Raw genomic sequence first — 13,383 nt, 5'->3', positions numbered from 1 at the left:
TGGCGGTGGCGGTGGTGGCGGCGCCGGTGTCTCCGCACTCGGTGGCGGCACCGGGCTGGGGACCACCGCCTGGCTGGGCGGCGGCAGCGGGCTGGGTTCGACCGGAGTGGCCGGCAGCGGGTTAGGCAGCGTGGCGCTGGGGGACGGCGGTGTGGGTACTGCGCTGGGGACCACCGGAGCCTTCTGCGGCGCCTGCCGGTGTTCGATGGCGGTCAAGGTGATGGCGACCCCGCCGATCGCGGTCATAGCGACCGCGGCACACAACCCGATGAGCACCTGCGACAACCGGAAGCGGCGCCACGGCGGTTCCCTGGGCGGGTCGATCACGTTCAGCCGCATCGAGAAGCAGGGGCCGTCCTCGTCGTAGGACTCCTTCTCGAACCGGGTCAGCACTTCCGGAAACTCGGTTTGCGACCACGCCAGCTCGCGGTCGGTCAGCGCATCATGATCGATCACCAGCAGGTCGCCGGCCGGCCGGTCGATCAGGCTGGTGCCCAGTGCCGCGATCGCCCCGGAATTCCTGGCCGGCATCCCGATCGACGTCCGGGTCCGCAGGTCCAGCAGGTCGCCGCGGTCGGCCAACAGCAATGCACCCTGCGCCGCGGCGCACACCGGCTGCGAGGCGGTCAGGATCGGCAACCGGGTGTGCACCGAAAGTCGCTGGGCCACAAGCGGGATGCTGGCGCCGCCGCCGACGGTGACCAGCGCGGCCAGGTCGGCGAAGCAGGAGTTGTTGCGCGCCAGCATGTCGTCGAATGCGTAGATGAACCCGGTCAGCCGGTCTTGGATCAGGTCCTCGAACGTGTCCCGGGTGAGCTCCACAGTGGTATCGGACCCGGCCAGCTCAACGGCCAGTTCGGTAACAGCATCAGCGGACAGCCGCTCCTTGGCCTCGCGGCACTGCACCCGCAACTTGTTCAGTTGACCCACGGCGGCGGTGCTGCCCGGATCGGCGTCCTGGTGACCGAGGGTGTCGATCACGTGCAGCAGCAGGGCCTGATCCAGCTGGTTGCCGGAAAAATCCTCGTAACGCATTGTGGCGCCGACAGGTTCGAAATCGTCTTTGGTGTCCAGCAGGGTGACCTGCGTTCCCGAGCCGCCGAAATCCAGCAGCCCCACCATGCCGGCGGACGGTAGTTCCGTCTCCGATTTCACCGCGGTCAGCGCCGCTGTCGCATCGGACACCAGGCGCGGGGCCATCCCACTGCGGACGAAGCCGACGTGCGTTCGCAGTGCGTCGCGCAATGCCTGCACGGTGATCGGCTTCCAGTGCGCGGGAACGGCGATCGCGATCTCCGCGCAACTGGAATCGGCCCCGATCGCGACCACCATGGCCTCCAGCGCCTCGACCGTCAACAGGTCAGGGTCGTGCGCAGAGCCGTCCGGTGCGAGCAGCGCGACCGAATCGCCGATGCGTTCCACGAAGCTACTCATCGGGATGCCCAGCGCGGGCGTGCTCGAATCCGCCTCGGGCGGAACAAGTTTCGGGGCGCAGTGTGGATACAGGGTGAGCACGGCACGACGGGTCACGGGGGACTTCCCGTTCACCGCCGCGACCAAGTTCATGGTCCCGATCGACAACCCCAGCGGGTCGAACATATGGCGAATACTTTCGTCGACAGGGTCGGTGGCCAGCGCGTCAACCATATCCGCGACGGCCGAATATGGTTCGGCACCAACCTCATTGGTATAGCCTCGTAGCCGTGTCGTCATCGAAAAGGTATGAGCGGCGCCCTTGACAGAACCCACCGGGACCGGGGACTCCGCACCGGCACGGCAGCGATGTGCTGCAATGACCAGGTGAGCCTTGAAGAAGACGTGGTAACCCGGATCGCCGACGTCGAAGCGATCAAACAGGTCAAGTACCGCTACCTGCGCGCGATGGACACCAAGAACTGGACCGAGTTCGCCGACACGATGACCGAGGACATCGTGGGCGCCTACGGGTCCTCGCTGGGCAAGGAATTGCACTTCGACAACCGCACGGACCTGGTCGAGTATCTGAGCTCGGCGATGGGGCCCGGTGTGGTCACCGAGCACCGGGTGACGCATCCGGAGATCACCGTGACGGGTGACACCGCGTCGGGCATCTGGTACCTGCAGGACCGGGTCATCGTCGCCGAGTTCGACTTCATGCTGATCGGTGCGGCTTTCTACCGGGACTCCTACCGGCGCACAGCCGCGGGATGGCGGATCAGCGCGACCGGCTACGACCGCACCTATGAGGCGACGATGTCGGTGGCCGACCTCAAGTTCCACGTCACACCCGGCCGGGCCCGGGCCGATACGGCGGACTGACCCGAAAGCGGTGTGCTACTTCGCGATCGCGATGACGGCGCCGGGCCGCAACCACTTGATGATCGAGACCAGGGTGGCGTCGTCGATCGCCACGCAGCCCTCGGTGGGCCCGCCGTCGGTGGTGTGAAAGAAGAACGCAGCACCCCCACCGGGCACTTTGTTCTTGTTGACGCCCATCACCACCGAATGCTTGTACTGCGGAATCTGCAGATTCTCGCTTTCACCGGTGTTGAAGGGGCACTGGGCTTTCTGACACACCTGCATGGAGTTGAAGGTGGGGCTGTGGTCGTCGCCGCTCCACCAGTGGTTCGGCCCCACTTGCGTATAGGGAAGTCCGCCACCGGGATTCGGTGCGGTGCCGAATGCGGAGTCCAGGCTGTAGACCCCCATCGGGGTGGCCGGATAACCGCTCTTGGCCTGCGGTGCCATCCCCGCCGAACCGACGTGGGTGGGGATTCCGGTCTTCAGCGCCTGCCAGCCGGTCCCGGTGCGCTGGTAGATGTCCATCTTCGCGTTGGACCCGCCGGTGGAGACCACCGAAACGACCTGTGTCGCGTTGCCGACCGAGTTGGCGAACCACGGATTGCCGGCAGCCGCAGCGACCTGTGCGAACCCCGTGGCCCACACGACGGCGCACACCGCAGCACACAGCAGAGCAACCAGTCGGCGCATCGTTTCATCGTCAGACCGCCGCGGGTAAGGGTCAAGTAAAGGTTAAGGCCCGATTGGGTCACGCGGCCGTGACTCGGCATCCCCGACCGGCTCGGCCGTGCCCGGCCGGACGGGTCGAAACACCCACAGGCACAGCAGGAAATACACATAGCCCAACGCCCAGCCCGCGATCACGTCCGAGGGGTGGTGCACGTTGAGCGCCACCCGGGCCACACCGACGGTGAATACCGCCAGACCGCCCACGGCGCCCGCGGCGACGCGCAGCCGCCGGCTTGTGCACATCGGCCACAACAGGGTCAGCAGCGCGAGCACGGTGGCCGTCGCCTCGAGGGCATGGCCGGACGGAAACGACGTCTCCCGGGCGACCACCAGTGCCGTCGACGGTCGCGGCCGGCCGGCCAGGCCCTTGGCCACCAAGGTCACGAACCCGTTGAGCGGTCCGCAGCACAACAGCAGCAGCGCCATGCGCGCCCGGCGCCGGGACAGCGCGATGACAGCCAGCGCGAATCCCAGCAACCGCAGCGGGACCGGCCCCAGGACGAAGGACACCCCGGCCCAGAACCACACCCAGCCGGGATGTGCCACGCCGATCTCGTGCGCCGGATTGAGCAGCGACCAGTCGAACGTGTGCAGCCAGCCCCACTGCCGGCGGTGCCCGACCCACAGCGCGGCGTAGAGGACCAGCGCCGCCACCGCCAGCCAAGTTGGCCACGACAGACGCCGGGTGATCGTCACGCCGGTCACCGCGACACCGGCACCAGGGTCGATGCGGGCCTGACGGAACCGCCCCATACTGGCGTCATGGCCGTGATTGTTCGTAAGTTGTTCGGCGTCGGCAAATTGCCTGCCGAGCTACGGGCTCAGCTCGACGGCGAGGGTTTGCTCCACCTGGCCGAGTGCATCCCGGTGACCAGGAGGTTCAGTGGCGCCATTCCGGGCATCCGGTCCCAGGGCAGCGTCGCCGGCTATGTCGGCGCACTGGCGTTCACTTCGCAGCGGGTGCTGGCGACGCTGTCGGTGGTGCCCAAGCTCGCCGGACGCGCGGTGGACGTGTGCTGGGACGCGGCCGACCGCGGAGCGGCGACCGCGGAGATCTCCGCGACGGGATTGCAATTCGACCTGGACACCGCCGCGGTCGACGAGCGGTTCCACGGGCATCTCTCGCTGCATTTCAAAGACACCATCGGCGAGGACGTGCTGGCCCGGCTGCCGCGGCGGTCGCTGGCGTTCGACGTGCCACCCGAGTACGTGTTCCGCGCGGTGGGCGTCAGCTACAGCCCATAGTTCCTACGATGGCGGGGTGACCGATCACGCGTTCACCGTGGCAGAACGCCGTGCCGTATACCGCGCGATCGCCGAGCGACGGGACATGCGCCGCTTCGTGGCCGGCGGCGAGGTGCCCGAGGAGGTGCTGACCCGGCTGCTGCACGCTGCGCACGCGGCCCCCAGTGTGGGCCTGATGCAGCCGTGGCGTTTCATCCGGATCACCGACGACCGGTTGCGCCGGCGCATTCACTCGCTGGTCGAGGCGGAACGGGTACTCACCGGTGCGGCCCTGGGCCCGCGGGAAGCCGAGTTCCTGGCCTTGAAGGTCGAGGGCATCCTGGACTGTGCTGAGTTGCTGGTGGTGGCGCTGCCCGACGGACGGGCCGCGCACATCTTCGGCCGGCGCACGCTGCCGCAGATGGACCTGGCCTCGGCCTCGTGCGCGATTCAGAACCTGTGGCTGGCGGCGCGGGCCGAAGGCCTGGGCATGGGTTGGGTGTCGTTGTTCGACCCGCAGCGCTTGGCCGGGCTGCTGCAGATGCCCCCCGGCGCGGAACCGGTGGCGATCCTGTGCCTGGGACCGGTACCGGAGTTCCCGGACCGGCCCGCGCTGGAACTGGACCGCTGGGCGGTGGCGCGCCCGTTGCACGAGTTCGTCGCAGTGAACCAATGGAGTCCGGCGCTGCCCGTGGAAGGGCCGGCAGGAGGGTGAGGCCACGTTGACCGAGGCGCACGCAGCACAGAACCGGCAGAACATCCTGCTGGTGCACTGGCACGACCTGGGACGTCACCTCGGGGTGTACGGCCACCCGGACGTATCGAGTCCGCGGCTGGATCGCCTTGCCGCCGAGGGCATTCTGTTCACCAGGGCGCACGCCACCGCGCCACTGTGCTCGCCGTCGCGCGGGTCGCTGTTCACCGGTCGCTACCCGCAGAGCAACGGCCTGATCGGCCTGGCGCACCACGGCTGGGAATACCGCGGCGACGTGCGCACCCTGCCCCAATTCCTGGGCGAAGCAGGCTGGTACTCAGCCCTCTTCGGCATGCAGCACGAAACGTCGTATCCCAAGCGGTTGGGGTTCGACGAGTTCGACGTATCCAACTCCTACTGCGAGTACGTGGTGGACAAGGTCGGGCAGTGGCTGCACGAGTGGGTGCGGGACCGTACCGCCGACACCGTCGGGCGGCCCTTCCTGCTCACGGCGGGGTTCTTCGAAACGCACCGGCCCTACCCGCACGACCGGTACGAGCCGGCGGACAGCGCGGCCGTCGAACTACCCGACTACCTGCCCGACACACCCGAGGTGCGGCAGGACCTCGCCGATTTCTACGGGTCGATCAGCACCGCGGACGCCGCGGTGGGCACGATATTGGACACGCTTGCCGACACCGGGCTGGACACCAACACCTGGGTGGTGTTCTTCACCGACCACGGCCCGGCGTTCCCGCGGGCGAAATCCACCCTGTACGACGCGGGTACCGGCATAGCACTGATCGTCCGGCCACCCACCGGGACGGCGGTGACTCCGCGCGTCTACGACGAGTTGTTCAGCGGCGTCGATCTGCTGCCCACCCTGCTGGGTCTGCTGGGTGTCGACGCGCCCGCCGACATCGACGGCATCTCACATGCCGATGCGCTGACCGCGGCGGACGCGCACGCACCGGTGCGCGACCACGTGTACACCACGAAGACCTACCACGACTCGTTCGATCCCATTCGGGCCATCCGCACCAAGGAATACAGCTACATCGAGAACTACGTCCCGCGCCCGCTGCTGGATCTGCCGTGGGACATCGAGGCCAGCCCGTCGGGACTGGCCATCGCCCCGTTGGTCACCGCACCCCGCCCGGAACGCGAACTGTACGACCTGCGAGCCGATCCCACCGAGACCACGAACCTGCTGGCCGGGGCGAACGGCGGCGGCGAACGGAATTCCATCGCGGCGGATCTCGCCGTTCGGCTGCATGATTGGCGTCAGCGCACCGGTGACGTGATTCCGTCGGACTTCGCCGGCACCCGCATCGCCGAGCGATACACCGAGACCTACCTGCAGATCCATCGCACCCCGGCCACCAGCCGGTCGGCGATCGCGGTGGACCGCGGCATCGAAGACGAGGTCGAGCCCGGGCTAACGACCTGAGCGGGCGGCGCCACCGACCTGGGCCACCAGGAACACCCGCCGGAACGGAAAGATCGTCGTGCCGTCGGGCCGCGGCGGGTATGCGTCGTCCAGCAGCGGGACGAGTTCGGCGCGGAACTGCTCCCAGCCCTCGTCGTCCAGGCGTTCGCGCACCGGCACCAACGCGGTGCCGGTGATCCACTCCAAAACCGGGTGCGCACCGGTCAACTGGTGCAGGTAGGTGGTCTCCCAGACGTCGACCCGGCAACCGGCGTCCATCAGCAGATCGGCATAGTGCGACGGCGGCTGCACCACGGCACCCACCCGAAACGGGATGTCCCGCATGATTTTTGCGTACGGCTCACGACGCGCCAGGGCCCGCACCACGGCGTGTGACGGCGTCTCGAAGTTCCCCGGCACCTGCACGGCGATCCAGGATCCGGAGGGCAGCTGTTTGGTCCACCGGACCAGCAATTCGGAGTGCTCGGGCACCCAGTGCAAGGCCGCATTGCTGACCACCACGTCGGTGTCGGGCTGGGGCTTCCAGTTGCGCAGGTCGCCGGTGGTGGCATCGATTCCGCGTTCCCGGGCGGCCGTCACCATTTCCGGGGAGCTGTCGATCGCCTCGATCACCGCGCCGGGCCAGCGTTTGGCGAGGTAGCGGGTCAGATGACCGGGACCGCAACCCAGGTCGACCACCCGGCGGGCCCGGTCGGCCCCGACCCGGGACAGCAAGTCGTAGAACGGACGGCTGCGATGATCGGCGAAAGCCAGGTAGACATCGGGATCCCACATATCGGTCCTCCTGATCGACACCGTCGAGCGTGTCCGGGTGTGTCTTAGACAAACCGTATTACCGGACCCCACCACACATCGCAGCAGCCGGGGGGAAATTGTCGATATCAACGGGGTCGTTTCCCACCGCGGTCACCGACCGCGCCCGAGTTACGATCGGCGAGATGTCCGAGATCCCAGAGGTGACCGCCGAGGCGGATCCGATTAGCCCGCCGGTCCCGGTTCCCGATGTGCCCGGGGCCGACGCCACGGTCGAGGGACTGCCCGCTTGCTCGGCACTCTCGCTGCGCCAGCGCCTGGTGGTGGAGGCCTCGGCGATCGGCGATGTGGCGCTGCGCACCGCGGCGTCCTCGCTGCTGGCCACCACGGTGGCGCCGGCCGTGGTCAGCGCCAACCTGCGCCGCGTCAATTCCGCCGGTGAACGCAGCAACCTGAGGTTCTATGCCGAACTCGGTGCCGAGCAGGATCCACGCAAGTCGTTCCCGGCGCCGGCGGCACCGCCGCAGAACGTGCGACGGCAGCCCAGCCGGCTCGCCGAACGGGTCGCGCTGGCCACTATCGACAACATCGCTTTTCCCAGCAGCTTCCGGGCCGTCAACCCCGCGCTGCGCAAGCGGTGGAGTGCGTTGTCCGCCAACAACATCGTGCACGCCCAGCATTGGCGGCACGACGACGGGCCGCGACCGACGCTGTGCGTGATCCACGGCTTCATGGGTTCGTCGTACGTGTTCAACGGACTGTTCTTCTCGCTGCCCTGGTATTTCCGGTCCGGTTACGATGTTTTGTTGTACACCTTGCCTTTTCACGGCAAGCGTGCCGAAAGATGTTCACCTTTCAGCGGTTACGGCTACTTCGCCGGCGGGCTGAGTGGCTTTGCCGAGGCGATGGCTCAGGCGGTGCACGACTTTCGCTCGGTCGTGGACTACCTGCAGGGCACCGGTGTCGAGCGGATCGCGCTGACCGGACTGTCACTGGGGGGCTACACGTCGGCCCTGGTGGCCTCGGTCGACGACCGGCTCGAGGCCGTCATCCCCAACTGCCCCGTCGTCACACCCGGCGATCTGTTCGCCGAATGGTTCCCGGCCAGCACCCTCATGGGCCTGGGTCTGCGACTCACCGGCATCAGCCGCACGGAACTCAGCGCCGGCCTGGCCTATCACGGTCCGCTGAACTACCAGCCGCTGCTGCCCAAGAACCGCCGGATGATCATCACCGGCCTGGGCGACCGGATGGCACCGCCCGAGCACGCGGTGGCGCTGTGGGAGCACTGGGACCGGTGCGCGCTGCACTGGTTCCCCGGCAGCCACGTGCTGCACGTCAGCCAGCTGGACTACCTGCGCCGGATGACGCCGTTCCTGCACCAGTTCATGTACGACTGAGCCGTCAGTTGCGCCCCACCGCGATGACCTGGGTGGCGGCCTCGCTGCTGGGCGCGCGGTGCGCGCCGGCGGCCCGCGTGGTCCAGGCCAAGCCGGCCAGCAGGTCGGCGGGTTCTTCGGTGTGCCCGGCGAGGCGCTGCGTGGACAGCGGATCCAGGGCCGCCAGCGCCGGCCGTTGGTTCCCGCGTTCCAGGGTCAATCCGGCTGCGGGTGCCGCGCTGCCCGGCGCCTGATCGGTCCGGAACGCGCACGCCGCGGCAACCGTGTACGGGCTGCCGTGGCCGCCGCGCGCAATCTCCAGCGCCGACCAGGTCTCGCGCGCTGACTGCGCGCGCACCTCGCTCAACACCTCGGCCAGCTCACCGTCAACCGTAACCCGGTATGCCGCAACATAATCCGACGCGCCCAGCTGCACCGCACGCCACGTCTCGCGAGTTCCCTTCCCGGCCGGCGCGGGCAGCAGTTCCGGAACGTCCTCGGGCACCACCGTGGCGGCTTCCCACCCGATTTCGCGCAGGTGGTCGGCGAGGCGGCGGGCGGCCACCTCAGCAGTCTCGTGCAACGGGATCCGCGACGACCGGGCCTGCAGTGCCGCCAGGTTGTCCACGGCGGACAACGTCAGACCGATCCAGGTCTCCCGGCGGCCGGAGGCAGTGTCCCGGTTGGTGATCCGGATGCTGTCCGCGCGGATGCCGTAGCAGTCCAGGTAACCGGCGATCAGCGGCAACGGCAGCGCGTCGGACTCCGAGGGGCCCGGACCGACCCGCAGCAGGGCCGTGGTGCGGGTGTCGGCGTCCGGGTCGGGCGCCGGACCGCCGCCCCGAAGCAGGATCGCCAGCCGGCGACGCAGGATCGTGGTGAAATACAGCCCGCGCCAGCGGCCGAACAGCAGAATCAGTGCGACGACGGCAATGCCGATCAGCAGGTAGGCACGGGAGGACTGCCAGGGATAGGCCATGACGGCGGGCACCGCGGCCAGCAGGGCCAGGGTGATCCGGCCACTGCCCGGCTTCCAGGTGGATCCGGTGAGTCGGCTCACGGGGTGGGCTCCTTTCGGCGGCGCACTACCGCCACCGTTGCGGCGGTGACTATGACGAGCAACGTCAGCACGCCGGCTCCGGTCAATGCGACGTTGCGGGGGGTGGTGTCCTCGGCGGCCGGTGGCGGCGGCACGGTGACCGGCCGCACCGACGGCGGCAGGTTCGCCGGACCCTCGGGCAACTGCCAGGTGAGGGCCGCTACCGGATCCAGGGTGCCGGCGCCGACGACGTTGGACGGGTCTCGGGGACCGTTCTGCGCGGTTGCGGTGAGGCGGCGCACCACCTCGCCGGCCGGCAGTCCGGGATACTTCGCGCGCACCAATGCCGCCGCGCCCGAGACGTAGGCGGCCGCATAGCTGGTGCCGCTGAGCGCGATCAGCTGCTGGTGGTCGTCGGGCAACCCGTTGGCCAGGCCGCCACCGTCACCGTTGCTCACCGACGCGATGTTCTCACCGGGTGCGGCGATCCCCACCCACGGTCCGGACATGGTGAACTTCGACGGACGGCCGTCTGAGCCCACTGAGGCGACCGACAGCACATACGGCTGCCACCAGGACGGCACCGAGACCGACCGGACGCCCGCCCAGTTGCGCGGGTCGTTGGGCCGGCTCAGGTCGGTCAGCGGATTGGAGTCGCAGGACGTTCCGCCCGCGACCGAGCCGGTCGGCCCGGTGTTGCCGGCAGCGGCCACGATCACCGCGTCCTTCTCCACCGCCGCGTACTTGATCGCCGCGCCCAGCGCGGCCTGATCGACCGGGCGATCTGCGGGCAGGCAGGTGATCGCGGAGATGTTGATCACCCGGGCGCCGCGGTCGGCGGCGTGCACGATGGCCCTCGCCAGCCCCTCGATGTCGATGGCGGCGCGCGCCGCGGCCGGATCACCGCCGGAGGTGCGCGGCGAGAACTTGGCCGATGTCACCCGGATGGACAGCAGCCGGGCCGCCGGAGCGACCCCGGAGAAGCCGTCGTCACCGGGCTGGCCGGCGACGATCCCGGCGACCAGGGTGCCGTGCCCGTCGCAGTCGGTCAGGCCGTCGGTGGACTCCACGAAGTCACCGCCCGCATCGACGTTGGTCAGCCGCGGCCCCGGCCGCACCCCGGTGTCGATGATCGCGACCAGTTGACCTTCACCGCGGGAGAACTGCCAGGCCGCCGGAAGATTCAGCGACGTCTGACTCGGGGTGGGGTTGCCCGCGTCGGTGCCCGGCATGACCCCGGAGACGCTGCACTGGCCGCGCTGTTCCATCGGCTGCACAGGTCCCGGGGAACCGCTGGGCGGTTGCGCGGCGGCGTCCACCACCGGCGGACTCACCGCCAGCGCCGGTGGCGCCGCCAGGCCCGCCTGCAAGGCCAGCAGGCTGGCTGCCAGGCAGGCTGATCCGGCACGCATCATCGATTGAGCACCCAGGCGAACAGCCCCACCAGGAACGCCATCACCGGGATCAGCGAGGCATCCAGGCCCACCGCGACGAAGCCCAGCAGGCGACGCAGCGGCAGCGAGTAGCTGTCCGGCGCGGCGATGGCCGGGTTCAGGGCCACCACCACCCACGCCAGCACCAGCACGGCGAGCACCAGCACCGTCACGAGGGCGGCGACGTATCGGCCGGTCGCGGTGTAGTACACCAGCAGCACGGCGCCCACCAGGAAGGGCTGCGCGAGCAGCCAGGACTTGCAGGCCGCCGAATCCCACACCCGGGCCCGCAGCGTGGCCGCCAGCGAGGTCGCCACCACCACGTACCAGCCGGCGACGCTCAGCGTCTCGGGACGCAACGCGATGGCCACCGAACCGGCGACGCTGAGCAGCACGGCGGCGGCGATGAATCCGTTCTGGTGTGCGTCACCGATGCGCACCCGCCGCGGCAGATCCTCGAGCACCCGCAGCGACGGCGGAGCCGGCGACGGGTCACCCGGTGCCGGGATGACGGGCAGCGGGAACCGCGCCCACAGCGCCGAAAGCTGGGGCGCCTGAATGGTGATCAACAGCGCCGCGACAATCAGCCCGCAGCCGATCGTCAGAGTTGGTAAATGCCAGAGCAATTCGGCACCGGCCGCCAATGCCACCGCCAGGCCCACCACCGCCGTCGTGGTGAAGAATGCCGCGGCGCGCTCCCGCTCGGTGCTGGGCACGATCAGGGCGACCAGCGACCACGCGGCCACGCCGGCCGCGGCCAGCAGGATCTGGGCGGGTCCGAACCGGCCCGGCACCGCCAGCGCCAGCGCAGCCGCGATCGGCACCAGCGCGGTGATCGACAACGCGATCCCGGTGCGCGGGGAACGCGTCGTGGTCAGCAGGCCGGTGATGGCGATCAGTGCAGCGACCGCGCTGACCGCGACCAGACCCGCCAACGCCCCGGTGGCGACCCGGTGGGTGACCGACAAGCCGGTCGCCACCAGCGTCAGTACGAGGACCGCGGCCAGCGCGCCACGACGGATGTGTTTGATATCCCAGGGGTTTCGCCGCGACGTCGAAAAGATCATCGCCGCGTCGGCAATGTCCTCGACGATGCCCGGCGCCGCGGGACCGGCGGGCACCGGCTGCAGCGCCAGCAGATCACCGTCGACCACGCCGACGGTGTCCAGGCTGGCGTCCAGGCTGAACGGTGCGCCACCGATCGGCGCCAGGCTCAGGTCGGTGGCCGCCCCGGCGTCGGCGGACTCACCCGCATGCCCGTTGCCGGCCGCGGGAACCACCAGACGCTGTACCGCAGGCAGGATTTCGCGCAGCGGCAACTCGGCGGGCAATGCCATTTCCGTCAAACGACTGTCCGCGAGGATGGCGACGCGAACGATCGGCATGACGGTCCCGGCCGTCACTGGACCACCGAACTGTGTGGGGGCCGTTGCTGCAGCATCGTGCTCTCTTTCTGATTCATCTCTTGGGGTCGTGCATTGCTAGCTGGTCTGGGCGGAGAAGTCTCGGGCCAGCCGGTGCCCGGGGAACCACTCCCCGTCCGGCAGGTAGGAGGTCAGTTGTTCGATCGCCACGGCGGTGGCGAACGTCGTTCCGGGCGCGAAGGTCGAAACCCATTCGCCGTCGAACGCGCGGGTCGGGCTGACCAGGACCCGGCCCGCTGCGGTGTCGACCAGGCTCATGCCGACCTCAGTGGTGGTGTGCCGGCCGTCGCGGTTGCAGCCCGCGACGATCTCGACGTAACTGCGCGATCCGGCGAAGACCGACTCCACCACCGGTCGCGCCGAAGCCGGGATGCCCAGGTAGTCAACGATTTCGGCGAGCGGAGCACCGGCGCGCAGCCGCTCGTCGGCCCGGGCCCCGACGCGGGTGGGCATGTTGAACTCGTCGAACCGGGCCGGCGGCCGGTTCGCCAAACCGACCCCCAGCACCGGGACCAGCGCCCGCGGGTCGTCGATGTCCATCGCTGTGAAGGTGACCAGCTGCGCGCTGCGCAGCGCGACCACCGTCTTACCGGCGCGCTGCGCCACGATGCCGCGCAGCATGTCGCCGGCGCCGTCGGGGCGGGTGGGTCCCAGGTACCGCAGATCGAGCCATCGGTCCGGGAAGCACACCACTTTGATCCAGCCGGCGACGCTCGGGTTGATGACCGCATCCGGCGTCATCAACCCCATCCGGGTCAGCTCGTCGCGCTGACGATCGAGAAACGCGGCTCGTTGCCCGCCATCACGGTAGGGCATGGTGATGGCGAGCACCCACGGAAAACTGCCCGCCCCAACGGTTTCCGCGATGAACCACGCCTGGTCGACCGTCAGCTCGACGGCATTGGGCGTCGAGTTCATCTAGGTCTGTCTCTGGTCCGGCTATGCGGCTGCTAGCCGCCCCACTTGGCGGCTTCGGCA

General features: G+C 69.1%; 13 protein-coding genes. 5 read left to right on the top strand and 8 right to left on the bottom strand.

Annotated features, from left to right (window positions below):
* Positions 1-1,599 (bottom strand): Hsp70 family protein (locus AC5Y5Z_RS25335; RefSeq protein WP_499928245.1); only part of this gene is annotated, 1,599 nt, incomplete at its 3' end.
* A 183-nt stretch (positions 1,600-1,782) separates the two neighbouring features.
* Here AC5Y5Z_RS25335 and AC5Y5Z_RS25330 point away from each other — a divergent pair.
* A complete protein-coding gene (locus AC5Y5Z_RS25330; RefSeq protein WP_473140211.1) occupies positions 1,783-2,298 on the top strand; it encodes a nuclear transport factor 2 family protein in 516 nt (171 codons plus the stop codon).
* A gap of 15 nt (positions 2,299-2,313) precedes the next feature.
* Here the strand turns inward: AC5Y5Z_RS25330 and AC5Y5Z_RS25325 are convergent, their stop codons facing one another.
* Both AC5Y5Z_RS25325 and AC5Y5Z_RS25320 read right to left on the bottom strand, forming a co-directional pair.
* Positions 2,314-2,970 carry a L,D-transpeptidase family protein gene (locus AC5Y5Z_RS25325; RefSeq protein WP_463828901.1) on the bottom strand — a complete coding sequence of 219 codons (657 nt, stop codon included), beginning with the start codon at positions 2,968-2,970 and terminating at the stop codon, positions 2,314-2,316.
* A gap of 42 nt (positions 2,971-3,012) precedes the next feature.
* Positions 3,013-3,699 carry a phosphatase PAP2 family protein gene (locus AC5Y5Z_RS25320; RefSeq protein WP_499928249.1) on the bottom strand — a complete coding sequence of 229 codons (687 nt, stop codon included), beginning with the start codon at positions 3,697-3,699 and terminating at the stop codon, positions 3,013-3,015.
* A 72-nt stretch (positions 3,700-3,771) separates the two neighbouring features.
* Between AC5Y5Z_RS25320 and AC5Y5Z_RS25315 the strand changes: the two genes are divergently transcribed.
* Genes AC5Y5Z_RS25315 through AC5Y5Z_RS25305 form a run of 3 tightly spaced genes read left to right on the top strand, consistent with a single transcriptional unit; the run spans position 3,772 to position 6,377 of the window.
* Positions 3,772-4,254, top strand: coding sequence for a hypothetical protein (locus AC5Y5Z_RS25315; protein WP_473140208.1), 483 nt, complete (start codon positions 3,772-3,774; stop codon positions 4,252-4,254).
* A gap of 16 nt (positions 4,255-4,270) precedes the next feature.
* Positions 4,271-4,948, top strand: a complete 678-nt coding sequence (gene bluB / locus AC5Y5Z_RS25310) for a 5,6-dimethylbenzimidazole synthase (protein ID WP_499928243.1) — start codon at positions 4,271-4,273, stop codon at positions 4,946-4,948.
* A gap of 7 nt (positions 4,949-4,955) precedes the next feature.
* Positions 4,956-6,377 carry a sulfatase family protein gene (locus tag AC5Y5Z_RS25305; RefSeq protein WP_463828904.1) on the top strand — a complete coding sequence of 474 codons (1,422 nt, stop codon included), beginning with the start codon at positions 4,956-4,958 and terminating at the stop codon, positions 6,375-6,377.
* Here AC5Y5Z_RS25305 and AC5Y5Z_RS25300 read toward each other — a convergent pair.
* On the bottom strand, positions 6,366-7,151 hold the full coding sequence (locus AC5Y5Z_RS25300) for a trans-aconitate 2-methyltransferase (RefSeq protein ID WP_473140209.1): 786 nt from the start codon (positions 7,149-7,151) through the stop codon (positions 6,366-6,368). The two genes, AC5Y5Z_RS25305 and AC5Y5Z_RS25300, sit on opposite strands and share 12 nt — an antisense overlap.
* Positions 7,152-7,315: 164 nt before the next feature.
* Between AC5Y5Z_RS25300 and AC5Y5Z_RS25295 the strand changes: the two genes are divergently transcribed.
* Positions 7,316-8,530: an alpha/beta hydrolase family protein gene (locus AC5Y5Z_RS25295; RefSeq protein ID WP_499928240.1), complete on the top strand. Its 1,215-nt coding sequence runs from the start codon at positions 7,316-7,318 to the stop codon at positions 8,528-8,530.
* A 4-nt stretch (positions 8,531-8,534) separates the two neighbouring features.
* Here AC5Y5Z_RS25295 and eccE read toward each other — a convergent pair whose 3' ends face one another.
* From eccE to AC5Y5Z_RS25275, 4 genes are all read right to left on the bottom strand, one after another.
* The gene (eccE, locus tag AC5Y5Z_RS25290; protein ID WP_499928238.1) at positions 8,535-9,569 is read right to left on the bottom strand and encodes a type VII secretion protein EccE; all 1,035 of its coding nucleotides are present in this window, start codon (positions 9,567-9,569) and stop codon (positions 8,535-8,537) included.
* Positions 9,566-10,963, bottom strand: coding sequence for a type VII secretion-associated serine protease mycosin (gene mycP / locus AC5Y5Z_RS25285; protein WP_499928236.1), 1,398 nt, complete (start codon positions 10,961-10,963; stop codon positions 9,566-9,568). Before mycP ends, eccE begins: the two co-directional genes overlap by 4 nt.
* Positions 10,960-12,366, bottom strand: coding sequence for a type VII secretion integral membrane protein EccD (gene eccD, locus AC5Y5Z_RS25280; RefSeq protein WP_499928247.1), 1,407 nt, complete (start codon positions 12,364-12,366; stop codon positions 10,960-10,962). The genes mycP and eccD overlap by 4 nt, the downstream gene beginning before the upstream one ends.
* Positions 12,367-12,462: 96 nt before the next feature.
* The gene (locus AC5Y5Z_RS25275; protein ID WP_499928234.1) at positions 12,463-13,323 is read right to left on the bottom strand and encodes an ESX secretion-associated protein EspG; all 861 of its coding nucleotides are present in this window, start codon (positions 13,321-13,323) and stop codon (positions 12,463-12,465) included.
* Between the last annotated feature and the right edge of the window lie 60 nt (positions 13,324-13,383).

The sequence above is a fragment of the Mycobacterium sp. NGS29 genome, assembly GCF_059812965.1.
This window is presented reverse-complemented; position numbering and strand designations above follow the sequence as displayed.

Bases quoted from the DNA above. Each gene is read 5' to 3' on its own strand.
- AC5Y5Z_RS25315 (WP_473140208.1), top strand. From the start codon at position 3,772: ATGGCCGTGATTGTTCGTAAGTTGTTCGGCGTCGGCAAATTGCCTGCC.
- mycP (WP_499928236.1), bottom strand. From the start codon at position 10,963: ATGATGCGTGCCGGATCAGCCTGCCTGGCAGCCAGCCTGCTGGCCTTG.
- AC5Y5Z_RS25300 (WP_473140209.1), bottom strand. From the start codon at position 7,151: ATGTGGGATCCCGATGTCTACCTGGCTTTCGCCGATCATCGCAGCCGT.
- AC5Y5Z_RS25295 (WP_499928240.1), top strand. From the start codon at position 7,316: ATGTCCGAGATCCCAGAGGTGACCGCCGAGGCGGATCCGATTAGCCCG.
- eccD (WP_499928247.1), bottom strand. From the start codon at position 12,366: ATGCCGATCGTTCGCGTCGCCATCCTCGCGGACAGTCGTTTGACGGAA.
- AC5Y5Z_RS25325 (WP_463828901.1), bottom strand. From the start codon at position 2,970: ATGCGCCGACTGGTTGCTCTGCTGTGTGCTGCGGTGTGCGCCGTCGTG.
- AC5Y5Z_RS25275 (WP_499928234.1), bottom strand. From the start codon at position 13,323: ATGAACTCGACGCCCAATGCCGTCGAGCTGACGGTCGACCAGGCGTGG.
- AC5Y5Z_RS25330 (WP_473140211.1), top strand. From the start codon at position 1,783: ATGTGCTGCAATGACCAGGTGAGCCTTGAAGAAGACGTGGTAACCCGG.